We start from the raw sequence: 21237 nt of genomic DNA on the forward strand, positions 1-21237 counted from the left end.
TTGCTGTGGTTGATGGGGACCCGTCGCCGGCTGCTTCATCCGCTCGCCTGCTCTTCGCTGACGACGATCGCCTCGTCGATCTCGAAGAGCAGCTTTTCGAGGAACATCAGTCGCCGGACACGGTCGGCTGCCTCTGCGAAGTCGTGCCGGTCGTCGAGCAGCGCTGCGACTTCGCCGTAACGCTCCTGCAGGTCGTGGTGCAACCGGTGATGCAGATGTTCGAGACCATGATGATCCGCCGCCGCACGCGCCTCGGCAATGGCCTCGCGCCACTCCATCTGTTCGACGAGGAAGTCCGTGGGCATGGCCAGGTTGCTCTCGCTGGCGATGTCGTGCTGCGCGAGTTGCAGCAGGTACTTCGCCCGGGACAGGGGTCTGCGCAGTGTCTGATAGGCTTCGTTGATCCTCGTTGCCCACTGCAGAGAAAGACGGCGCTCCGTGTCGCCAGCACTCGCGAAACGGTCCGGGTGGACCTGAGCCTGCCGCTCGTGGTAGCGACGCTCGAGTTCGGACGGATCGATCCGGAAGGCTCGGGGCATCTCGAACAGCGCGAAGAAGTCGTCCGTCAGTTGCATGGTCTCGCCCAGGATCCGTCGGGATGGCTCAGGGGACATCGCGGTAGACATCGTCGCTCGCTCGCCAAGCTTGCGTCACGGCCTCAGACGCTGAAGCTTTCGCCGCAGCCGCAGGCGTCCTTGACGTTCGGATTATTGAAACGAAACCCTTCGTTGAGACCCTCGCGCGCGTAGTCGAGTTCGGTTCCGTCGAGATACGGCAGGCTCTTCGCGTCGATCAGCACCTTCACGCCGTGCGACTCGAACTCGACGTCGTCCGGGTGTGCGACGTCGGCGAATTCGAGGCGGTAGGCCATTCCCGAGCAGCCGCTCGTGCGCACGCCGAGCCGCAACCCGATCCCTTTGCCGCGCTTGACCATGTAGCTGGCGACGTGTTTCGCCGCACGTTCGGAAAGCGTTACTGCCATTTCCAGAATCCCTTTGCCGTAACCGTTCTCTGTGAAGTGGTTGTAGATGGATGGCCGTGGCGACCTGTCGCCGTGGTCGTCCCTTCGCTGCCGCCTTTCTTCGCGACAGATTCGCCGTCTGGCGGCACTCGGACAGCCTGACCGGCCGTGCGTTCCCGGACGCGTCAGCCGGGGTCGCCGTGCTTCTTCCGGTAGTCGGCAACCGCGGCTTTGATCGCGTCCTCGGCGAGGATCGAGCAGTGGATCTTGACGGGCGGCAGGGCCAGCTCCTCGGCGATCTGCGTATTGCGAATCTCCAGCGCCTGATCGACCGTCTTGCCCTTGACCCACTCGGTGACCAGCGACGAGGAAGCGATCGCCGATCCGCAGCCGTAAGTCTTGAACTTGGCGTCTTCGATGATCCCCCCCTTGCCGACCTTGATCTGCAGCTTCATCACGTCGCCGCAGGCCGGGGCACCGACCATCCCGGTGGCCACCCCTTCTTCGTCCTTGGCGAACGAACCGACGTTGCGCGGGTGTTCATAATGATCGAGAACCTTCACACTGTATGTCATCGTCTTTCTCCCGGGGCTCTTGCCGCTTGTCGGTCAGTGGGCCGCCCACTGGACCGTGTTGAGATCAATCCCTTCCTGGACCATTTCCCAGAGAGGCGACAGTTCGCGCAGCCTGCCGATCTTTTCGTGGAGCAGCCGGATCGCGAAATCGATTTCCTCTTCGGTCGTGAAGCGGCCGAGCGTGAAGCGGATCGAACTGTGCGCCAGTTCATCGTCGCGCCCCAGCGCGCGCAGCACGTACGACGGCTCGAGCGACGCCGACGTGCAGGCCGAACCCGACGACACGGCAAGGTCCTTGACGGCCATCAGCAGCGATTCGCCTTCGATGTACGCAAAACTCACGTTCAGGTTGTGCGGCACGCGGTGTTCGAGGTCACCATTGACGTACAGGTGTTCGATGTCCGACAGCCCTTTCAGCAGGCGGTCGCGGAGCATCCGGATGCGCTCGTTGTCCGAACCCATCTCCATGCGCGCCAGACGGAAGGCTTCACCCATGCCGACGATCTGATGGGTCGCCAGCGTGCCCGAGCGAAAGCCGCGCTCGTGCCCGCCGCCGTGCATCTGCGCGTTGAGGCGGACCCGTGGCTTGCGCCGGACGTACAGCGCGCCAATACCCTTGGGGCCGTAGGTCTTGTGCGCCGAAAAGCTCATCAGATCGACCTTCAGTGTCGCCAGATCGATGGCCACCTTGCCCGTTGCCTGGGCCGCATCGACGTGGAAGATGATTCCCTTTTCGCGGCAGATCTCGCCGAGCTCGGCGATCGGCTGGATCACGCCGATTTCATTGTTGACCATCATCACCGAGACGAGGATCGTCTCCGGGCGTAGCGCCGCCCTGAAGCTGTCGATATCGAGCAGCCCGTTGGGCAGCACGTCGAGATAGGTCACCGCAAAGCCCTGCCGTTCGAGCTCGCGGCAGGTGTCCAGGACCGCCTTGTGCTCGGTCTTCACGGTGACGACGTGCTTGCCCTTGCTGGCGTAGAACTGGGCGGCCCCCTTGAGCGCCAGGTTGTTCGACTCGGTGGCTCCCGAGGTCCAGACGATTTCCTTCGCGTCGGCGTTGACCAGTCGGGCGACCTCCTCACGAGCCTCCTCGCAGGCTGCTTCCGCCTCCCAGCCAAAGGAGTGCGAGCGCGACGCCGGATTGCCGAATTTCTCGACCAGGAAGGGGATCATCTTCTCGGCGACACGCGGATCGACCGGGGTCGTCGCCGAATAGTCGAGGTAGATGGGCAGCTTCAGCATCCTTGTGGCTCCGGGTTGTTGAACAGTTTCAGTTGCATCCTGCGCTCTCTTCTGGCGCGTGACTCAGACGGCGACCGCAGCCAGCCCCTTGAGCCTGGCTACCGTTCGCCATACGGCAGCGAGCAGGCCATCGACGTCTCCGGGCCGGCTCTCGGGACCGAGGCTCGCGCGCACCGCTCCCCGTGCCAGCTCGGCCGGGACGCCCATCGCCCTGAGGACATGCGAAGGCTCGGGGTTGGCGCTCGAGCAGGCCGCTCCGCTGGCAACCGCGTAACCGGCACGGTCGAGTTGTCCGACCAGCGTCTCGCCGTCGATCTCCGGGAAAGCGAAGAAGACCGTGTTCGGCAGGCGCTCGGCACCCTGACCGAAGAGCACGGCGCCGAGGCTCCGCAGACCGGTCTCGATCCTCGAACGCAATTCGAGAAGCTTTCGAGACGCTTCGACACGCCGCTGCACGGCAAGTTCGCAGGCGACACCGAAGCCGACGATCGCGGCGACGTTCTCGGTTCCCGAGCGCAGACCGCGCTCATGACCACCTCCCGCGATCAGCGGCTCGAGGTCGACGCGTTTGTCGAGGATCAGCGCTGCCGCACCCTTGGGTCCGCCGATCTTGTGGGCTGAAAGCGTCATCGCATGCACGCCTGCGGCATTCAGACGGCGAAAGTCGACGGCGATCTTGCCGACCGCCTGGACCGCATCGGTGTGGAACCACGCGCCCGACCTGCGCGCGGCTCCGGCGAGCCATTCGACGTCCTGGACGACCCCGGTCTCGTTGTTGGCCATCATCACCGAGACGATTTTCGGCTTGCGGGCGATGATCTCCTGAAAAGCGCCGACCTCGACGCGCCCGAGCGCGTCGACGGCGATTTGCTCGACGGTCCAGCCTCTTCTGGCGAGCTGCTCGGCCGGCCTGAGCACGCACGGATGCTCGATCGCGCTGATCGCGATCAGGCCGGGTCTGAGGCACGCAGCAGCGCCCTTGATCAGCAGGTTGTTGGCTTCCGAACCACCACTGGTGAACACGACCTCGGTCGGGTGCGCGCCCAGCGCAGCGGCGACCTGGCGGCGTGCTTCATCGATCGCCTGGCGCGCTGTGCGCCCGTACTCGTGGCGGCTCGACGGATTTCCGAACCGGGCAGTGAGGTAAGGCAGCATCGCCTCGACGACGAGCGGATCTGCCGGTGTCGTCGCGTTGTGGTCGAGATAGACGGGCGAGTGCATGGCCGTCGAGTCTCCTCCGAGGCCGTTCACCGGTCCGCTGCTCGGCCCGTCGGTGGTCCTGCTAACCAGCTCGGTTCCCCCCTCTCTCTCGTCTATCTGTCGCGTCGCGATTCTGCCCGCAGCGCACATCCCGGGCTGGCGGGAACCGCTTCATACCGGCCGGTCGCTCAGCCTCCGAGCGCAGCCGCCTTGCTGCGCTGCCGAGCGCGGCTGCGCCGCGTATCGTGGAGGATGGCAACCTGTCCACCGCTGCGCCGAATCTGCTGGTCGACGAGTTGGGCGAGGGTGACCGAACTCAGGTACTCGTACATCTTGTCGTTGAGCGTGGCCCAGAGCTCGTGGGTCATGCAGCGCTCGTCGTCGCGGCAGTTCTCGAGGCCGCCGCACTGCGTTGCGTCGAGCGGTTCGTCGACCGCCCGGATGATGTCGGTGACCGTCATCTCGCCCGTCGGACGCGCGAGGCAGTAGCCCCCACCAGGACCGCGCACGCTGTCGACGAGGCCGTAGCGGCGCAGCTTGCCGAAAAGTTGCTCGAGGTAGGAAAGGGAAATCCTCTGGCGCTCGCTGATGCCGGCCAGTGATACCGGGCCCTCGCTGCAGCGCAGGGCGAGGTCGATCATCGCGGTGACCGCAAAGCGGCCCTTGGTCGTGAGTCTCATGCGTCCTCCTTCTTCTTGATGGGTGAAAAACCTGATAAAGGATAAGCCGTCGCTGGCTATTAGTCAACAATTTTACTCAAGTATTGCGGATCGAAGCAATCGGCGGCCTGCAGGTCCGCATCGACCTCGACGCCGGCCGACTGGAGCTTGCCGAGCAGGCGGGAAAGACGCCGGTCGACCTCGACCGCGTGGTCGAGCAGGCCATGGATCGCCTTGGCCAGCGGATCATCGTGATCGCTACCCAGCGCATAGGCCGAAAAGCCGAGTTGCCCGGCTTTCTCCTCGCGTTTCTGGGCCTGCTCGCCGTCGATGATCCGCGCGGGATTGCCCACCGCAGTCGCTCCGCGGGGCACGTCCTTGACGACCACGGCGTTCGATCCGACCTTCGCAGACGCGCCGACGGTGATCGGCCCGAGCACCTTGGCTCCCGCCCCGATGACCACTCCATTCTCGACGGTCGGATGGCGTCTGCCCTTGTTCCACGAGGTGCCGCCGAGGGTCACGCCGTGGTACAGGGTCACGTCATCGCCGATGACCGCTGTCTCACCGATGACCACCCCCATGCCGTGGTCGATGAACAGACGTCGCCCGATGCACGCTCCGGGATGAATCTCGATGCCCGTGAAGAATCGCCCGAGGTGCGAGACGAGGCGTCCCAGCCAGCGCAGGCGATGCGTCCACAGCCAGTGGGCGAGGCGATGCGAGACCATCGCATGGACTCCCGGGTAGCAGGTCAGCACTTCCCAGAAGGTGCGGGCAGCAGGGTCACGATCGAATACCGACTGGATGTCTTCGCGCAGGCGAGCGAACATGAATCGAGCGTTCCTTGGAACAGGGGCGGCAATTATACGATGCGCGGTCGCTCTGCCTGGCTGTCGACCGGTTGCCGGTCACTCTCGTCGTCGGTCGCCGGCGACGGTGTTGTCCGTCGCTCGACCGCGTCGAATACACCGCGCAGGATGTTGACCTCGTCTCGTTCGAGACCGGCCCGCGCGAACAGGCGGCGCAGCTTGGGCAGCAACTGTCCGGGGCGCCGCGGATCGAGGAAACCGCTGCCGATCATCACGCGCTCGAGATGCTCATGGAAACCCTCGACTTCCTGGGCGGTCGCCCGCGGCGAAGCGAACGGAACGGTGCGCTCGGCCCGTGGCGGGTGACCGGCGAAGGCGGCCAGGCGTAGCTCGTAGCACAGCAACTGCACCGCCGACGCCAGGTTCAGCGAGCTGTATTCGGGGTTGGCCGGAATGAATGCCATCCTGGCGCAACGCTGCACTTCGACGTTCGACAGCCCGGAGGTCTCGTTGCCGAAGAGCAGGGCAACTTCCCCGTCGCCGGTCATCTCCAGGATCTCGCTGGCTGCGGCACGGGCATCGATCGCTGGCGGCCCGAGATGGCGGATCCTCGCCGAGACGGCGCAGGCGAATACGGTGTTTGCAAGGGCGTCGTCGAGGGTCTGGCAGACCCGGGCGCTGGCCAGGATATCGTCGGCTCCTGCTGCGCGGGCGGTCGCTTCGTCGTCGGGGAAGCTTCGCGGGTCGACCAGCACGAGGCGTGAAAGCCCCATCGTCTTCATCGCCCGTGCCGCTGCCCCGATGTTTCCCGGGTGGCTCGTCCGCGAGAGAACGATGCGCACCCGGGAGTGCAGAAGGTCTGCGCCGTCGGCCGCCAATCGGCGCTTCATATTAGAATGGCGAATCCAGCCAACGACGCGGGTGGCGATTGCTGCCCGGCCAATTTCCCGAGGCCATGCATCCAGCTCTCAACATCATCGTCAAGGCGGCGCGGCGCGCCAGCCAGATCATCAACCGCGCTTCGCTGGATCTCGAACACCTGCAGATCACCACCAAGCGGCAGAGCGATTTCGTGACCGAAGTCGACAAGGCAGCCGAGGCGGCGATCATCGAAGTGCTGCGCGAGGCCTACCCGGAGTACGGGATTCTAGCAGAGGAGTCGGGGCAAAGGGCCGGTCGCGCGGGCGGCAGCGATTACCAGTGGATCATCGACCCGCTCGACGGGACGACCAACTTCATCCACGGTTTTCCGCAGTACGCGATCTCGATCGCCCTGGCCTGTCGCGGCCAGATCACTCAGGCAGTGGTCTACGACACCGTGCGCAACGAGATGTTCACCGCCAGCAAGGGCGGCGGAGCGTTCCTCAACGAGCGGCGGATTCGCGTCAGTCGCTGCCTGAGGCTCGAGGACGCGCTGATCGGCACCGGTTTTCCCTATCGTGTGTATGAGCACATCGACGCGTATCTGGCGATTTTCAGGGAACTGGCGCGCAAGACTGCCGGCATCCGCCGGCCGGGCGCCGCGTCGCTCGATCTGGCGTACGTGGCTTGCGGGCGTTTCGACGGCTTCTGGGAGTTGGGATTGTCGCCCTGGGACATCGCCGGTGGCGCGCTGCTGATCTCGGAAGCCGGTGGGTTGATCGGCGATCTGGCCGGCAACGACGGCTATCTGCAGAGCGGGAACGTCGTCGCCGGTACGCCGAAGGTCTTCGCGCAGTTGCTGCAGGTGATCGACAGCCACCGTACTCCCGGCCTGCAGAGCTGAGCGGCCGTGTTGCAGGACTCGGCTGCAGCGGCCCGACGCCCCCCGCGCTGGCGCGTACAGCGATTGTCGTCGCACCCCTGCCGCACTTATAATGAAAAGCTTTTTCCACCTTGCTCCACCGTTCGCATGGCGGGGGGCTCAACCCACAAGGAGTGTTCATGCGTCATTACGAAATCGTGCTCATCGTCCATCCGGACCAGAGCGAGCAGGTTCCGGCGATGGTCGAACGATACCGTTCGCTGATCGCCTCGCGCGCCGGCCAGGTTCACCGCCTCGAAGACTGGGGACGTCGGCAGCTGGCCTATCCGATCCAGAAGCTGCACAAGGCGCACTATCTGTTGATGAACATCGAGTGCGACGGCGCGACGCTCGCCGAACTCGAACACGGCTTCAAGTTCAACGATGCGATCCTTCGTCACCTGACGATCCGGGCCAAACGCGCGGTGACGACGCCGTCGCCAATGATGAAGGACGAGAAATCGAAGTCCCTACTCGAGGCTCGTGAGCAGCCACCGGCGCAGGCGGTCGCGCCGCCGGCAGCCTGACTGCCGGCGCACTGCTGAACCGGGTCGAACTCCATGGGGTGCTGGTCGAGCGCAAGGCCCTGCGGTTCACGCCGGCCGGCCTGCCGGTGACCGAATGCGTGATCCGGCACGAATCGGAGCAGATCGAAGCCGATCGTCCGAGGCGCGTCGAGTTCGAGATCCAGGCGATTGCCCTCGGCCCGCTGGCGCAGTGGCTTCAGGCTGCTGCTCCGGGCGCGGAACTCCAGCTTGCCGGCTTTCTCGCCGCGCGCAGCCGGAACGGCAGGCAGCCCAGATTGCATCTCACCATGATCGAATTTGTCGAAGGAAACCAGGATGGCACGATTTTTCAAGAAGAAGGATGACAAGGGCGTCAAGAAGCGCGGCAGCGGGCTGTTCAAGCGGCGGAAGTTCTGTCGCTTCACTGCCGAGAAGATGGAGGAGATCGACTACAAGGACGTCGATCTCTTCAAGGAGTACATTGCCGAGAACGCGAAGATCATGCCGGCTCGTCTGACCGGGACGAAGGCAGGCTACCAGCGGATGCTCTCGGTGGCCATCAAGCGCGCGCGTTTTCTGGCTTTGCTGCCATACACCGACAACCATCGCTGAACGGGGACAGGACGATGCAGATCATTCTGATGGAAAAGGTTGCCCATCTCGGGAATCTCGGCGACCTCCTCAAGGTGAAGGATGGCTACGCCCGTAACTATCTGATCCCGAAAGGCAAGGCCAAGCGGGCGACGCCGGCTGCGCTGCAGGAGTTCGAGGCCAGGCGGGCGGATCTCGAGCGCGCCGCGGCCGACAGGCTGACGGCCGCCCAGGAGTACGCCGAGAAACTCGGTGGCGTGGTGGTCACCATTGCCCGGAAGGCGGGGGTCGATGGCCGGCTGTTCGGATCGGTGACCAACCAGGACATCGCCGAAGGGCTCCGCGCTCAGGGTTTCGAGGTCGAGAAGGCGGCCGTGCGCATGCCGGGCGGTCCGCTGAAGACGATCGGCGAGGCGCAGGTCGACGTCTCGCTGCACAGCGACGTCGTCGCGACGATCACCGTCAGCGTGGTTGTCGAGCAGCCGAAACTGTAGCCAGACCGCCTCGGCGCAGTGATCCTGCGCCGGCTGGAGGAGCGCGGCCTGCCGGGCCGGGCTCCTGCCTCCAGGGCGGGGGCGACTCGCGTCGGCGCGACGCACCAGGGGGCGTGTTGGCCAGATCTTTCGAACCACCCGATTCCGGGAAGACCTTGCGTCCGGCGGGCGGCTCGGTCCGCCAGGAGAGGGGCCGGGCAGCCGATCCCGCGCTCGCGGCGTTGCGCGTCCCGCCGCATTCAATCGAGGCCGAGCAGTCGCTGCTCGGCGGTCTGCTGCTCGACAACGCGGCTTTCGACCGGATCGCCGATCTGATTGCCGAGGCCGACTTCTATCGCGACGAGCACAAGCGCATCTATCGCCAGATCTCGCGGCTCCTCGAACGGGGCAAGCCTGCCGACGCCGTGACCGTTGCCGAAAGTCTTGACGTCGCCGGCGAAAGCCAGGCAACCGGTGGACTCGCGTATCTCGGCGAGTTGGCTGCGAATACGCCTTCGGCGGCCAATATCCGGCGCTACGCCGAGATCGTCCGCGAGCGCGCGATTCTGCGGCAACTGGTCGCTGCCGGTGACCAGATCGCCGACAGCGCACTGAATCCTCTCGGTCGCGACGCCAAGGCGCTGCTCGACGAGGCCGAGGCGAGGGTTTTCGCGATTGCCGAAGGGGGACTTCGCCACCAGACGGGCTTCGTGCACATCAACCCCTTGCTCACCCAGGTGGTCGAGAGAATCCAGGAACTGCACGACCGTGACAATCCATCGGACATCACCGGTGTGCCGAGCGGCTATCACGATCTCGACGCGAAGACTTCGGGTCTGCAGGGCGGCGACCTGGTGATCGTCGCCGGCCGCCCATCGATGGGCAAGACCTCGTTTGCGCTGAACATCGCCGAGCACGTGGCGATCGACGTCGGTCTGCCGGTGGCGATCTTCTCGATGGAAATGGGCGGCAGTCAGCTGGCCATGCGCATGCTCTCCTCGGTCGGCCGGCTCGACGCGCATCGCGTGCGCACCGGCCGGCTGACCGACGACGAGTGGTCGCGCCTGTCCTACGCCCTGGGCAAGATGCACGAAGCGCCGATCTACATCGACGAGACGCCGGCGCTCAACCCGATCGACCTGCGCGCCCGGGCGCGCCGCCTGCATCGCCAGTGCGGGCGTCTCGGGCTGGTGGTCATCGACTACATTCAGCTGATGAGCGCGACTTCCCAGGGCGAGAACCGGGCCACCGAGATCTCCGAGATCTCGCGCTCGCTGAAGGGTCTGGCCAAGGAACTCGGGGTGCCGCTGATGGCTCTCTCGCAGCTCAACCGGTCGCTCGAACAGCGGCCGAACAAGCGCCCGGTGATGTCGGATCTGCGCGAATCGGGAGCCATCGAGCAGGACGCGGATGTGATCATGTTCATCTATCGCGACGAGGTTTACAACCCGGACACGCCGGACAAGGGGATCGCCGAAATCATCATCGGAAAGCAGCGCAACGGGCCGATCGGCACGGTCAGGCTGACCTTTCTCGGCGAATTCACGCGTTTCGAGAGCTTCGCCAGCGCTGGACCGTACTGAGCGCAGTTCGTCCGGGAAGGCCGCATTCCTTGGGCGCAGCGGGGAAGCGCAAGGGTCGCTGGCCGATCGGCGACGGTGCTGCTCCGGGTCAGATCTCGACGCGGCTCGCGGAAACCGTGTAGCTGAAGCGCTGCACGTCGGAGCTGTCGAAGCGTTGTCCTCCCGCCTCGGCCTGCGGCTGGACGAAGAAGGGCAGGGTGCCACCCGTTGCCCCGAAGAGGCGGACGTCCTGGGCGCTGTTGTAGGCGATCCAGTTCATCTCCCAGAAGCCGAAGAGCAGCTTGCGCAGGACGACCAGCTTGGGGTCGCCGGGGCTCAGGCGCTCGTCATGGATCGCCTTGCGCACGTCTCCGGGGTCGACTGGAATCCAGCCGTAGCCTGGCGTGTAGAATTCCGCGCGACAATGCTGCACGGCGCGCAGGTTGCCGGTCGCGCCGAGTCCGGCAAAAAGACGCGAAGAATCGATGCGCAGCCCGAAGACCGGACGTGCCGGGATACCGATCGAGCGGCAGAGGGCGACGAAGAGCAGGGCGATGTCGGCGCTCTTCCCGCTCAACTGGCCGCTGTCGAGCATCGCCTCGATGTCGCCCCGACCGATGCCGCTCTGTGTCGGATCATAGGTCGTGTTGTCCACCACCCAGTCGTAGATCGCCTTGCCCTGGGCAACCGGATCCTTGATCCGGCCGATCGCCCGTTCGGCGGTCCGCCGGACGAGCCCGTCGGTCGGCACGAGGTTGCTCGACTGCAGGCAGCGCCGCAAAACCTCGCCCTTCTCGGCGGCTGCGTTGCGGCGGGTGATGTCGAAATGCCGGTCGTGCTTGGCCACCTGGCTGAGCAACTGCAGTCGCGGAGTCTGCGAGCCGTCCTTCCAGTCCGCATAGAACACTTCGAGGTCGGCGGTCGGGTCGCGGTAGATGCCGGCGCTGTCGAAATTTCCCTGCCAGCTGTGGCCCAGCGAGCGCTGCCCGACGGCATCCCTCGGCTGGGCGAGAGGCAGCCAGAGACGCACCTTGCCGCGGACGTCGTGCAGCGTGATCAGCGAACTGACATCGTAGTTGCGCCATTGCGGCAACGGCTCGTCGGGCAGGCTGATGGCGTTGCGCTGCTCGACCGAGGGGGTGATCGCTTCGGCGGGAGCCCCGCTCGCCGGCGCCTGGACGGGCCTGTAGCTGCGTGCCCCGCGGCCCTTCCGGGTACCTGATGAGGAACTACCTCCTCGAGAGCCGGATCGGCCACCGCTCCTCTCGCCGCTGCGGCCGCCCGACCGGGCGTCTCCCCTGCCGCTCGTCGCGCCAGCTTTCTTTCTGTTTGCGGCCAGCGTTGCCGAGGATGGCGCGAGCAGCGAGAGCAGTGCAGAAACGGCAAGAAAATCACGTCGTTTCAATCGATTCTCCGGAAGGCACCGGGTCCGTTGCGGGTCCGGCGCAGAGCACGAATCGGGGGCCCAAAAAAACTGAGCCGTGTCAGCAGACACGGCCCCCTCATGGAGCTGGATTATAGCACTGCGGCGGCATGCTCGGCGAGGCGGGAGCGCTCGCCGCGCTGCAGCGTGACATGGCCGGCATGCGGCCAGCCCTTGAAGCGGTCGACGACGTAGGTCAGGCCGGAACTGCCTTCGGTGAGGTACGGCGTGTCGATCTGGGCGATGTTGCCGAGGCAGACGACCTTCGTACCTGGTCCGGCGCGCGTGATCAGCGTCCTCATCTGCTTGGGCGTCAGGTTCTGGGCCTCGTCGATGATCAGGAACTTGTTGAGGAAGGTGCGGCCGCGCATGAAATTGAGCGACTTGATCCGGATCCGGTTGCGCACCAGGTCACGCGTCGCTGCCCGACCCCAGTCTCCAGCATCGTCGTCGCCTCTCGTCAGCACCTCGAGATTGTCCTCGAGGGCGCCCATCCACGGGCTCATCTTTTCCTCTTCGGTTCCCGGCAGGAAGCCGATGTCCTCGCCGACCGGGACGGTCACCCGGGTGACGATGATCTCGCCGTAGCGCTTGCTGTCGAGCACCTGAGTCAGGCCGGACGCCAGGGTCAGCAGCGTCTTGCCCGTGCCGGCCTGGCCGAGCAGGGTGACGAAATCGACGTCCGGATTCATCAGCAGGTTGAGCGCGAAGTTCTGCTCGCGGTTGCGTGCAGTGATGCCCCAGACCCCGTTCTTGGGATGTGTGTAATCGACCAGCGTCTCGATCTCTGCCGTTCTGCCGGTCGTCTGCCGGACGATCGCCTGCAGCGCACCTTCTTCCTGCTGGAAGACGAACTGATTGACCAGCAGGTCGGCGCAGAACGGTCCGCTGATCCGGTAGAGCGTGCGTCCGTCCTTTTTCCTCGCCTCGACGTCCTGACCACAACGGTCCCAGAAGTCGCTCGGCAGTTCGCGCATGCCGGTATACAGCAGGTCGCTGTCCTCGAGAACCTTGTCGTTGTAGTAATCCTGTGCCAGGAGCCCGAGTGCGCGTGCCTTGATGCGCATGTTGATGTCCTTGGACACGAGGATCACCGGGCGCTCCGGATGGCGTCGCTGGAGGTGGATGATCACCGCCAGGATCTGGTTGTCGGCCCTCGCCGTCGGCAGGCCGGCCGGGAGGTCGCCGGGGATGGCCTCGGTCTGCAGGAAGAGGCGACCGCTGGCCAGCCCGTGCGACGGGCCGTGGAGAGGGATTCCCGGGTCGATGGGTCCGGGGACGCTGCTGACGATTTCGTCGAGCGTGCGCGTCACCTGGCGCGCGTTGCGAGCGATCTCCGACAGGCCCTTCTTGTGGTTGTCGAGTTCCTCGAGGGTCATGATCGGCAGAAAGACGTCGTGTTCCTCGAAGCGGTAGACGCTGGTCGGATCGTGCATCAGCACGTTGGTGTCGAGGACGAAGAGCTTGCCAGGCCGCTCGTCGGCCTGCTCGGTTTCGCTCCGGATGGGTGGGGTGTGCGGCATGTGGGGAAGCTGCAGAAGGGATCGGTCCGGGACGATCAGAGGCTGGTCACGAAGTCGAGAAAGAACTTCCTGCGCGTGGCCGGAGACCTTCACGCCGCGCCATTCGCGGCGCAGGACGCCGTTGCCGTCGATGACGAAAGTGCTGCGTTCGATGCCCCGGACCTGTTTGCCGTACATCGACTTCATCCGGATGACCGAGAATCGCGTACACAGCGATTCGTCGCTGTCCGAGAGCAGCACGAACGGCAGCGCTTCCTTGGTCCGGAAGTTCTCGTGAGCCCGGAGGCTGTCGCGCGAGACGCCAGCGATGATCGCGCCGGCCTCGACGAACTGCGGATGAAGGTCGCGGAATTCTTTAGCCTCGCTGGTGCAACCGGGCGTACTGTCCTTGGGGTAAAAATAGAGGACGACGATGCTGCCCCGGCAGGCCGAGAGGCTGAAGGTCTGACCGCCGGTTGCGGGAAGGCTGAAATCATCTACGGGCTGATCGATCATGGCGGGCTTTCGCACGGGAGAGGGAAGATTGTTGTAACAAACGCCGGTGCTGGTCAAGCCGGTCGAGCCCGGATTCCGCTCGCGGGATCCGGGTGGGGTGCGCTCTCCCGTTCGCCCGGGACACTTGCTTTTTTCCGGTGACTGTACAAAAATACAGTATCTGAAAAAGGGAACCGGCCGATGCTCAGGATCACGCCGCGACAACAGGAAATACTCGACTTCATCCGCAACGCGCTGGAAACGTTTGGCGCACCGCCGACGCGGGCCGAGATTGCCAGTGCCTTCGGTTTCGCCTCGCACAATGCCGCAGAAGAGCACCTCAAGGCGCTGGCCAGGAAGGGCTTCATCATTCTCGAACCGGGCTCGGCGCGCGGCATCAGGCTGGCCGAACAGATCGGCCTGCCGTTGATCGGCAGCGTCGCTGCCGGCAGCCCCATCCTGGCGACGGAGAACATTCTGCGGCGCTACGCGCTCGATGCAAACCTGTTCACTCCGCGCGCCGATTTCCTGTTGCGCGTGCGCGGCCTGTCGATGATCGATGCCGGCATTCTCGACGGCGACCTGCTCGCCGTCCACCGGAGCAGCGATGCGCGCAATGGCCAGATCGTCGTCGCCCGCCTCGACGACGAAGTGACGGTCAAGCGTTTCCGTCAGCGGGGCGGTGTGGTCGAACTGATCGCCGAGAATCCCGATTTCCAGCCGATCGTCGTCGATACGCGCAGGCGCGCCCTGTTCATCGAGGGGCTTGCCGTCGGGCTGATTCGCGGCAGCGAGGCGATGTGAACGCGTCCGGTTCCGTCAGATGTCCTTGCCACCGACCTTGGCGAAGATTCTCGAGCGTTCCGATGTCTGGCGTGGGAACACGCTGGCCAGCGCACTGTTGCCGGGGGTACCAACGGGGTTCTCCGGACTCGACCGGGAGTTGCCCGGTGGCGGCTGGCCGCGTGGTGCACTGACCGAACTGCTGCCGGCGCGGCGTGGCGTGGGTGAATTGAGCCTGCTCCTGCCGGCTCTGGTGCGTCTTTCGAAGGATGAACTGGCCTGGATCGTCTGCGTTGCTCCCCCCTATCCGCTCTACGCTCCCGCACTCGACGAGAGCGGGGTCGATCTGTCCCGTCTGCTGATCGCCAGCGCTCCCGGTCGTGATGCGGCCTGGGCCTGTGAGCGTTCGCTGCGCGCCGAGGGTGTCGGGGCGGTGATTGCCTGGTTGCCCGAAGTTTCAGCAGACTCGCTCCGCCGTCTGCAGCTGGCCGCTGAAGCGAGTGCTTCGCTGCTCTTCGTCTTCCGCCCGCCGACTTGTGCGCTCCAGCCCTCACCGGCGCCGCTGCGCCTGGCGCTTGAAGGAGGGGGCGGGGGGCTGATCGTCCATCTGCTCAAACGCCGTGGTGGCACGCAGCCGCTGCCTTTGCCGATTGTCATCCCGCGTCCGGCAGTGCTGAAGTCCTCTGCGGAGACGGTCGCCAACAGGGCAGCATTTCCGGCCTGACCGCGTAGCGAGCAGGCCGAGATTCCGGTCGCCCTCGGCTCCGGCGAGCCGACCTCCTTCACGGAGGGCGCTGCGAACTGGTGGCGGCCCCGTGCTTTGCCTGACAGTCATGCTCTGGCTCGTTCTCTATCTGCCACGTCTGCCACTCGAAGTCTTCCCCCGCCTGTCTTCGCCTGGAGCGATCATCAGCCGCGAGCGGGTCGTGGTTGCCGATGAGGCCGCGACATCGGCTGGTGTCGTGCCGGGTTTGCGGTTGGCCGAGGCGTGGGCCTTTGTGCCGCACCTGGCCGTTCAGGAACGCGATCCGGTACGCGAGCAACTGGCTCTCGATCGGCTCGCCTGCTGGGCTGGCAGCTTCACTTCCGAAGTCTGCTGTCGGCCGCCAGCAACGCTGCTCCTCGAGGTGGCCGGATCGCTGAACCTCTTTGGCGGTGCCGAAGCCCTGTTCAGGCGCGTCGTTTTCGGCTGTTCCGGACAGGGTTTCACACCGCAGGCAGCGCTGGCGCCTACTCCTCTCGCCGCCCAGTGGCTGGCCCTTGCCGGAGACGATCGGCCATGTCTCGACAAAGGTGAACTGGCGGGTCGCCTCGGCTGCCTGCCATTGACCGTGCTGGGTCTGTCGGTTCAGGATCACCTGCGTCTCGGCCGTTTCGGGGTGCGTTCGCTGGCCGGTCTGTTCGAGTTGCCACGAGCCGGACTGGCACGCCGGCTCGGTTCCGTTCTGGCCGCCGATCTGGGGCGGGCACTGGGCGACCTGCCTGACCCACGGCCACGTTTTGCTTTCCCGGAGCGTTTCGTCGAGCGGCTCGAACTGCCTGCACGGGTGGACAGCGCGCCCGCTCTCGGCTTCACCGGCCGTCGCCTGGTGGCGAGCCTGTGCGGCTGGCTGGCTGCGCGTGGGGCGGCAATCCGCGAATGCTCTTTTGTCCTCGACCACCCGCGAGGAGCAGGGCAGTGGCCAGTAACGACGCTGAAGCTCGGTTTCTCGGGTGCGACCCGCGATGCCGAGCGGATCGGTCGCGTGTTCATCGAGCGACTGCAGCGCCTCGAACTGGTGGCTCCTGTCGAGCAGATCGGTTTGCAGGCCGGAGAGATCGAAGCTCTTTCGGGTCATACGGCAGGACTGTTTGGCGACCGGGGCGAGGAGGCGGGTGGCGAGTCGCTGGCCGTACTCGTCGAGCGCCTGCAGGCGCGGCTTGGGCAGGACAGAGTGCATGCGTTATCGGTGGCCACCGAGCACCGCCCCGAGAATGCCTCGAGGCAGGTTGCGCCGCAGATCGTCGCCGGCCGAGCGAGCGGATTGCGCGCGTCAGGCATGCGGCGGACTCCTTGCGGCCCGCGTCCGTTATGGCTCTTGGCCAGGCCGCAGCCCTTGTCCGAAGCGGCTGGAAGACCTGTGTGCGGCGGCCCGTTGCAGCTCCTGGCCGGGCCGGAACGGATCGAGAGCGGCTGGTGGGACGCTGCCGAGCCGGCAGCCATCGGCGACGTGCGTCGCGACTATTTTGTGGCTGTCTCGGTACGTTCGGAATGGCTATGGATCTTTCGCAGTCGTGCCGGATGGTTCCTGCACGGCGTATTCGCCTGAGCGACCGTCGGCAGTCGCCGTGACCGGGTGACGACGTCGGGCGTCAGCGAACGACAAGGGAACCACGTGCGACACTGGAGAAAGACGCGGCCGACTGCGCACGCGCCCCTCGAGGCCACCCAGGCCGTTGTCTTCCCTGATTTTGCTGGAATTATCCGGGTCCTGTTCCTATACTGTGACCGTGTCAACCAGAAAAGTCAGCCGTTTCGTGGAGAGTCGCGCAATGGAGATCAACCTGCTCGGTGTGTTGCCGGAGGCCCTGCTGATCGATCTGCCGGAGATCGATGTGCAGCACGAAGAGATCTTCCGACGCATCGAGCAGCTCAAGGCCGACTGTTACGGCAGTGGTCCGGTCTCCTTCGACGAGTTCGACGGCCTGCTCGATTACCTGAAGTATCACTTCTCGACCGAAGAGAGCGTCGCTGCCGAGGCCGGCGCCAGTTTTGGCGAGCACGCCAAGATTCACCGCCAGAATTTGCGCAAGCTGAGAAAGGCTTTCGATGAAGTCCGCCAGGGCACACGCGACGTGCATTCCTTCCTGCGCTACGTGGAGTACTGGTTCGAGCGTCACATCAACGAGGAAGACAAGCCTTTCGCCAGCAGTGTCCGGGAATGTCGGCTGAAGTCGCCGGTCGCGATCTTGCCTGAAAGCGGTCCCTGAACGCGCGCGCAAGGAGACCCGCCATCCCGTGAATTCACTCGTGCCGACCGCCGGCACGTCGCGCGGCCGAATCGCTTCCGTTTGCCTCCCTTGTCGATCGAAGACCTTCCTGTTCAGCGCCCGGATCCGGCCCCCCACCTGGCTGCCGCCGATTCTTTTTTTGCGTTCTTTCGAGCATTCTGGCAAGCTGACAGGCACAGCTGCCAGAGGTCCCGCACTCGCCAGTACACCCCTCCTCAGGAGCCGTCAGCCGACGGTTCGACCATCCATCCATGAGCATCGACCGAACATGAACATCACCGCCTCCGCTCCCTGGAAGGCTGTTGAAGCGCACCGGCAGTCGCTCTCGTCCGTGCACCTCCGACAGCTTTTTTCTCGCGATCCCGATCGTGCTGCTGCCCTCTCGCTTGCTTTCGACGGCATCCTCTTCGACTTCTCGAAGCAGCGCGTCGATCCCTCGACGATCTCGCTGCTTTCCGCGCTCGCCCGCGAGGCGCGCCTCGACGAGTGGACCGAACGGATGTTCAGCGGCGAGCCGATCAACGCCAGCGAGGACCGTTCGGTACTCCACGTCGCCTTGCGCCGATCGGCCGGTCCGTTCCCCAGTGCCGAGTTCGACGTCATGGGTGACGTTCTGGCGACGCGGCGCCGGATGATCGCCTTTGCCGACAGTCTTCGTTCGGGTACGGCGCTCGGTTTCACCGGGATGCCGATCCGCAACGTCGTGAACATCGGCATTGGGGGCTCCGACCTCGGTCCGAAGATGCTCGGCTGTGCGTTGCGCTCGATCGCCCATCCGGCGCTCGCCGTGCACTATGTGTCCAATCTCGATGGCGCCCAGCTGGCGCCGTTGCTGCAGACGCTCGACCCGCGCACCACGCTGTTCCTGCTCGCCAGCAAGACCTTCACCACGCAGGAAACGATGCTCAATGCGCAGACGGCGCGCGAGTGGCTGGTCGCCAACCTCGGTGATGCGCATGCCGTTTCGCGGCACTTCGCCGCCCTGACCGCGAAACCCGAAAGGGCGATCCAGTTCGGCATCCGCGAAGAAGCGATTTTCCCGCTTTGGGACTGGGTTGGCGGTCGCTTCTCGCTGTGGTCGGCCGTCGGACTGGCGCTGATGATCGCCATCGGGCCCCAGGCCTTCGCCGAGCTTCTCGAAGGCGCCGAGCGGATGGACGAGCATTTCCGCAGCGCGCCCTACGAGCAGAACCTGCCGGTGGTCATGGCGCTGATCGGGATCTGGAACACGAATTTCCTCGGCGCAACCAGCTATGCGGTGCTGCCGTACAACGAGTCGCTGAAGTACTTCCCTTCATTCCTGCAGCAACTCGAGATGGAGAGCAACGGCAAGTCGGTGGGTATCGATGGCAAGCCGCTGGCCTGTGTCGCGAACCCGATCGTCTGGGGCGAACTCGGCAACAACGGGCAGCACGCCTTCTTCCAGCTGCTGCATCAGGGGGGCCGGCTCGTGCCCTGCGATTTCATCGCTGCCGTGCGTTCGGATTACCCGCTGCCCGGCCACCAGGAGGCGCTGCTGGCCAACTGCTTCGCGCAGAGCGCCGCGCTGGCCTTCGGCAAGACCGTCGATGAGGCACTCCTCGAACTCCAGGGCACGATGCCCGAAGAGCAGATCGAGGCGCTGCTTCCGCACAAGGTCTTCCCCGGGAATCAGCCGTCGTCGACGCTGTTGCTCTCGAGGCTCGACCCCCGGACGCTGGGGTCGCTGGTCGCGCTCTATGAGCACAAGGTGTTCGTCCAGGGAATCATCTGGGGCCTCAATTCGTTCGACCAGTGGGGAGTGGAACTGGGCAAGGCCGTGGCCAGCAGCATCCTGCCGGCAATCGGCGATCCGCGGCTGGCCGGCAAGTTCGATCCCTCGACACGCGGCCTGCTGGCGTTCACCAGGCAGTATCTGGCGTAAGTCCGTATTCCCCCTGGCGGGACGGCTCAGGGGCGTTGAATTCGTAGCGTAACGAGGCCGAACATGAGCATGCAAGTGATCCGCGTTCCAACCGAACCCTTTGCCGGCCAGAAGCCTGGTACATCCGGGCTGCGCAAGAAGGTCAGGGTGTTTCGCCAGGAGCGCTATCTCGAGAATTTCGTCCAGGCGATTTTCGACACCGTTTCCGGGCAGCAGGGGCAGACGCTCGTCCTTGGCGGTGACGGTCGGTACTACAACGACGTGGCCATCCAGACGATCCTGCGCATGGCCGCTGCGGCGGGATTTGCTCGCGTACTCGTCGGGCGGGACGGCATCCTGTCCACCCCGGCGGCCAGCGCCGTGATTCGCAAATGGCGGGCCTTCGGAGGAATCATCCTGTCCGCAAGCCACAACGAAGGCGGGCCCGAAGGCGACTTCGGGATCAAGTACAATCTGGCCAACGGCGGTCCGGCCACCGAGACCTTCACCGACGCCGTGTACCGGCGCACGCAGGAAATCAGCGAGTACTGCCTCGTCGATGCGCCGGACGTCGATCTCGCTCGTGACGGCGAGACGGTGATCGGCGACATGGTCGTCCAGGTCATCGATCCGGTTGCCGACTATGCCGGCCTTCTCGAATCGCTGTTCGACTTCGATCGCATCGCCAGCCTGCTCGCCCGTCCTGATTTCCGCATGCGTTTCGATGCCATGCACGCGGTGACCGGGCCCTATGCGCGAGCCATCCTCGAGCATCGTCTCGGCGCCCCGGTGGGAACGGTGATCCATGGCATCCCGCTTCCCGACTTCAACGGCGGCCACCCGGATCCGAACCCGGTGCATGCGGCGGGTCTCGTCCAGGCGCTCGCCGATCCGGGTTCGGGCCTGTCTTTCGGCGCGGCTTCCGACGGTGACGGTGACCGCAACATGATCGTCGGCCCCAATTTCGTCGTCAGCCCGAGCGACAGCCTGGCGGTCCTGGCCGCCAACCACGCGCTGATCCCGGCGTACGCGGGTGGCCTGGCCGGCGTCGCCCGCTCGATGCCGACGAGTTGCGCCGTCGACCGCGTCGCGGCAGCGCTTGGTATCCCCTGCTATGAAACGCCGACCGGCTGGAAGTATTTCGGTTCACTGCTCGATGCGGGGATGGCCACGCTCTGCGGCGAAGAGAGTTCCGGGACCGGGTCGAATCACGTGCGCGAGAAGGACGGCCTCTGGGCGGTGTTGTACTGGCTGAACATCCTGGCCGTCCGCAATACGCCTGCGGACGAGATCGTCCGCGAGCACTGGCAACGTTTCGGGCGAAACGTTTACTCTCGCCATGACTACGAAGGGATCGACAGCGCGCTGGCCGACCGTCTGATCGAGGGACTGCGCACTCGTCTGGCCGGGTTGCCCGGGTCGGAGGTTTGCGGCCAGCGAATCGCCGGCGCCGACGATTTTGCATACACCGATCCGGTCGATGGATCGCGCTCGGAGCGCCAGGGAATCCGTATCCTCCTCGACGACGGCTCGCGGGTCGTCTTTCGCCTGTCCGGAACCGGTACCGAAGGGGCCACGCTGCGCGTGTACCTCGAGCGCTTCGTGGCCGATCCGGGCCGGCACGCCGTCCCCACTCAGGAGGCACTCGCGCCGCTGATCGGCTTGGCCGACGCGGTTGCCGGCATCGGTTCGATTACCGGCAGACTGCGTCCGGACGTGATCACCTAGCCGGAGCGGGCAGAAGCAGCCGGCGCTGGCCGAGGCGATGAATCAGACTCACTAGGGGGTACGAAG

Annotated in this window: 22 protein-coding genes and 1 pseudogene; 12 read left to right on the forward strand and 11 right to left on the reverse strand. The window is 65.2% G+C overall.

What is annotated here, in order from left to right; genetic code table 11:
• Positions 1 to 35: 35 nt before the first annotated feature.
• The 8 genes from hscB to NFW05_RS05560 form a co-directional block, all read right to left on the reverse strand.
• On the reverse strand, positions 36 to 575 hold the full coding sequence (hscB, locus tag NFW05_RS05525) for a Fe-S protein assembly co-chaperone HscB (RefSeq protein WP_295303363.1): 540 nt from the start codon (positions 573 to 575) through the stop codon (positions 36 to 38).
• An 83-nt stretch (positions 576 to 658) separates the two neighbouring features.
• On the reverse strand, positions 659 to 982 hold the full coding sequence (gene iscA / locus NFW05_RS05530; protein WP_295303366.1) for an iron-sulfur cluster assembly protein IscA: 324 nt from the start codon (positions 980 to 982) through the stop codon (positions 659 to 661).
• Positions 983 to 1146: 164 nt separating this feature from the next.
• Positions 1147 to 1536: a Fe-S cluster assembly scaffold IscU gene (iscU, locus tag NFW05_RS05535; RefSeq protein WP_295303368.1), complete on the reverse strand. Its 390-nt coding sequence runs from the start codon at positions 1534 to 1536 to the stop codon at positions 1147 to 1149.
• Positions 1537 to 1569: 33 nt separating this feature from the next.
• Positions 1570 to 2781, reverse strand: a complete 1212-nt coding sequence (locus NFW05_RS05540) for an IscS subfamily cysteine desulfurase (RefSeq protein ID WP_295303371.1) — start codon at positions 2779 to 2781, stop codon at positions 1570 to 1572.
• A 63-nt stretch (positions 2782 to 2844) separates the two neighbouring features.
• A complete protein-coding gene (locus NFW05_RS05545) occupies positions 2845 to 4002 on the reverse strand; it encodes a cysteine desulfurase family protein (protein WP_295303373.1) in 1158 nt (385 codons plus the stop codon).
• A gap of 167 nt (positions 4003 to 4169) precedes the next feature.
• On the reverse strand, positions 4170 to 4661 hold the full coding sequence (gene iscR / locus NFW05_RS05550; protein WP_295303375.1) for a Fe-S cluster assembly transcriptional regulator IscR: 492 nt from the start codon (positions 4659 to 4661) through the stop codon (positions 4170 to 4172).
• A gap of 59 nt (positions 4662 to 4720) precedes the next feature.
• Positions 4721 to 5473 carry a serine O-acetyltransferase gene (gene cysE / locus NFW05_RS05555; RefSeq protein ID WP_295303378.1) on the reverse strand — a complete coding sequence of 251 codons (753 nt, stop codon included), beginning with the start codon at positions 5471 to 5473 and terminating at the stop codon, positions 4721 to 4723.
• Between the two features lie 32 nt (positions 5474 to 5505).
• Positions 5506 to 6342 (reverse strand): RNA methyltransferase, encoded by an 837-nt coding sequence (locus tag NFW05_RS05560; RefSeq protein WP_295303381.1) that lies wholly within the window; start codon positions 6340 to 6342, stop codon positions 5506 to 5508.
• A gap of 65 nt (positions 6343 to 6407) precedes the next feature.
• Here NFW05_RS05560 and NFW05_RS05565 point away from each other — a divergent pair, with 65 nt between their 5' ends.
• The 6 genes from NFW05_RS05565 to dnaB all read left to right on the forward strand — a co-directional run bounded on the left by NFW05_RS05565 (position 6408) and on the right by dnaB (position 10388).
• On the forward strand, positions 6408 to 7217 hold the full coding sequence (locus NFW05_RS05565; RefSeq protein WP_295303384.1) for an inositol monophosphatase family protein: 810 nt from the start codon (positions 6408 to 6410) through the stop codon (positions 7215 to 7217).
• Positions 7218 to 7375: 158 nt separating this feature from the next.
• Entirely contained in the window at positions 7376 to 7762 is a 387-nt protein-coding gene (gene rpsF / locus NFW05_RS05570; protein ID WP_295303387.1) for a 30S ribosomal protein S6, read from the forward strand.
• A gap of 14 nt (positions 7763 to 7776) precedes the next feature.
• The gene (priB, locus tag NFW05_RS05575; protein WP_295303677.1) at positions 7777 to 8106 is read left to right on the forward strand and encodes a primosomal replication protein N; all 330 of its coding nucleotides are present in this window, start codon (positions 7777 to 7779) and stop codon (positions 8104 to 8106) included.
• Positions 8078 to 8353: a 30S ribosomal protein S18 gene (rpsR, locus tag NFW05_RS05580; RefSeq protein WP_295303390.1), complete on the forward strand. Its 276-nt coding sequence runs from the start codon at positions 8078 to 8080 to the stop codon at positions 8351 to 8353. The genes priB and rpsR overlap by 29 nt, the downstream gene beginning before the upstream one ends.
• A gap of 14 nt (positions 8354 to 8367) precedes the next feature.
• A complete protein-coding gene (rplI, locus tag NFW05_RS05585) occupies positions 8368 to 8826 on the forward strand; it encodes a 50S ribosomal protein L9 (RefSeq protein ID WP_295303392.1) in 459 nt (152 codons plus the stop codon).
• A gap of 155 nt (positions 8827 to 8981) precedes the next feature.
• Positions 8982 to 10388 (forward strand): replicative DNA helicase, encoded by a 1407-nt coding sequence (gene dnaB / locus NFW05_RS05590; RefSeq protein WP_295303679.1) that lies wholly within the window; start codon positions 8982 to 8984, stop codon positions 10386 to 10388.
• An 88-nt stretch (positions 10389 to 10476) separates the two neighbouring features.
• On the opposite strand, the gene NFW05_RS05595 is transcribed toward dnaB, so the two are convergent.
• From NFW05_RS05595 to NFW05_RS05605, 3 genes and pseudogenes are all read right to left on the reverse strand, one after another.
• Positions 10477 to 11772, reverse strand: coding sequence for a transglutaminase family protein (locus tag NFW05_RS05595; protein WP_295303395.1), 1296 nt, complete (start codon positions 11770 to 11772; stop codon positions 10477 to 10479).
• Positions 11773 to 11882: 110 nt separating this feature from the next.
• Positions 11883 to 13313: a PhoH family protein gene (locus NFW05_RS05600; protein ID WP_295303680.1), complete on the reverse strand. Its 1431-nt coding sequence runs from the start codon at positions 13311 to 13313 to the stop codon at positions 11883 to 11885.
• A 114-nt stretch (positions 13314 to 13427) separates the two neighbouring features.
• A pseudogene (locus NFW05_RS05605) lies at positions 13428 to 13808 on the reverse strand (peroxiredoxin); the annotation flags it as partial.
• Positions 13809 to 13988: 180 nt separating this feature from the next.
• Between NFW05_RS05605 and lexA the strand changes: the two are divergent.
• From lexA to NFW05_RS05635, 6 genes are all read left to right on the forward strand, one after another.
• Positions 13989 to 14591 (forward strand): transcriptional repressor LexA, encoded by a 603-nt coding sequence (gene lexA, locus NFW05_RS05610; RefSeq protein ID WP_295303398.1) that lies wholly within the window; start codon positions 13989 to 13991, stop codon positions 14589 to 14591.
• Positions 14592 to 14610: 19 nt separating this feature from the next.
• Positions 14611 to 15294, forward strand: coding sequence for a translesion DNA synthesis-associated protein ImuA (gene imuA, locus NFW05_RS05615; protein ID WP_295303401.1), 684 nt, complete (start codon positions 14611 to 14613; stop codon positions 15292 to 15294).
• Positions 15295 to 15385: 91 nt separating this feature from the next.
• Positions 15386 to 16879 carry a DNA polymerase Y family protein gene (locus tag NFW05_RS05620; RefSeq protein ID WP_295303404.1) on the forward strand — a complete coding sequence of 498 codons (1494 nt, stop codon included), beginning with the start codon at positions 15386 to 15388 and terminating at the stop codon, positions 16877 to 16879.
• A 223-nt stretch (positions 16880 to 17102) separates the two neighbouring features.
• On the forward strand, positions 17103 to 17540 hold the full coding sequence (locus NFW05_RS05625; RefSeq protein WP_295303407.1) for a hemerythrin family protein: 438 nt from the start codon (positions 17103 to 17105) through the stop codon (positions 17538 to 17540).
• A gap of 289 nt (positions 17541 to 17829) precedes the next feature.
• On the forward strand, positions 17830 to 19464 hold the full coding sequence (pgi, locus tag NFW05_RS05630; RefSeq protein ID WP_295303410.1) for a glucose-6-phosphate isomerase: 1635 nt from the start codon (positions 17830 to 17832) through the stop codon (positions 19462 to 19464).
• 69 nt (positions 19465 to 19533) lie between these two features.
• Positions 19534 to 21171 (forward strand): alpha-D-glucose phosphate-specific phosphoglucomutase, encoded by a 1638-nt coding sequence (locus NFW05_RS05635; protein ID WP_295303683.1) that lies wholly within the window; start codon positions 19534 to 19536, stop codon positions 21169 to 21171.
• Positions 21172 to 21237: the final 66 nt, after the last annotated feature.

It is taken from the genome of Accumulibacter sp. (assembly GCF_023806625.1).
Taxonomy (GTDB): domain Bacteria; phylum Pseudomonadota; class Gammaproteobacteria; order Burkholderiales; family Rhodocyclaceae; genus Accumulibacter.

Bases quoted from the DNA above. Each gene is read 5' to 3' on its own strand.
- iscA (WP_295303366.1), bottom strand. From the start codon at position 982: ATGGCAGTAACGCTTTCCGAACGTGCGGCGAAACACGTCGCCAGCTAC.
- NFW05_RS05635 (WP_295303683.1), top strand. From the start codon at position 19,534: ATGCAAGTGATCCGCGTTCCAACCGAACCCTTTGCCGGCCAGAAGCCT.
- iscU (WP_295303368.1), bottom strand. From the start codon at position 1,536: ATGACATACAGTGTGAAGGTTCTCGATCATTATGAACACCCGCGCAAC.
- pgi (WP_295303410.1), top strand. From the start codon at position 17,830: ATGAACATCACCGCCTCCGCTCCCTGGAAGGCTGTTGAAGCGCACCGG.
- NFW05_RS05565 (WP_295303384.1), top strand. From the start codon at position 6,408: ATGCATCCAGCTCTCAACATCATCGTCAAGGCGGCGCGGCGCGCCAGC.
- rplI (WP_295303392.1), top strand. From the start codon at position 8,368: ATGCAGATCATTCTGATGGAAAAGGTTGCCCATCTCGGGAATCTCGGC.
- hscB (WP_295303363.1), bottom strand. From the start codon at position 575: ATGCAACTGACGGACGACTTCTTCGCGCTGTTCGAGATGCCCCGAGCC.
- lexA (WP_295303398.1), top strand. From the start codon at position 13,989: ATGCTCAGGATCACGCCGCGACAACAGGAAATACTCGACTTCATCCGC.
- imuA (WP_295303401.1), top strand. From the start codon at position 14,611: ATGTCCTTGCCACCGACCTTGGCGAAGATTCTCGAGCGTTCCGATGTC.
- NFW05_RS05560 (WP_295303381.1), bottom strand. From the start codon at position 6,342: ATGAAGCGCCGATTGGCGGCCGACGGCGCAGACCTTCTGCACTCCCGG.
- NFW05_RS05545 (WP_295303373.1), bottom strand. From the start codon at position 4,002: ATGCACTCGCCCGTCTATCTCGACCACAACGCGACGACACCGGCAGAT.
- NFW05_RS05600 (WP_295303680.1), bottom strand. From the start codon at position 13,313: ATGCCGCACACCCCACCCATCCGGAGCGAAACCGAGCAGGCCGACGAG.
- NFW05_RS05540 (WP_295303371.1), bottom strand. From the start codon at position 2,781: ATGCTGAAGCTGCCCATCTACCTCGACTATTCGGCGACGACCCCGGTC.
- rpsR (WP_295303390.1), top strand. From the start codon at position 8,078: ATGGCACGATTTTTCAAGAAGAAGGATGACAAGGGCGTCAAGAAGCGC.
- rpsF (WP_295303387.1), top strand. From the start codon at position 7,376: ATGCGTCATTACGAAATCGTGCTCATCGTCCATCCGGACCAGAGCGAG.
- iscR (WP_295303375.1), bottom strand. From the start codon at position 4,661: ATGAGACTCACGACCAAGGGCCGCTTTGCGGTCACCGCGATGATCGAC.
- cysE (WP_295303378.1), bottom strand. From the start codon at position 5,473: ATGTTCGCTCGCCTGCGCGAAGACATCCAGTCGGTATTCGATCGTGAC.
- NFW05_RS05625 (WP_295303407.1), top strand. From the start codon at position 17,103: ATGGAGATCAACCTGCTCGGTGTGTTGCCGGAGGCCCTGCTGATCGAT.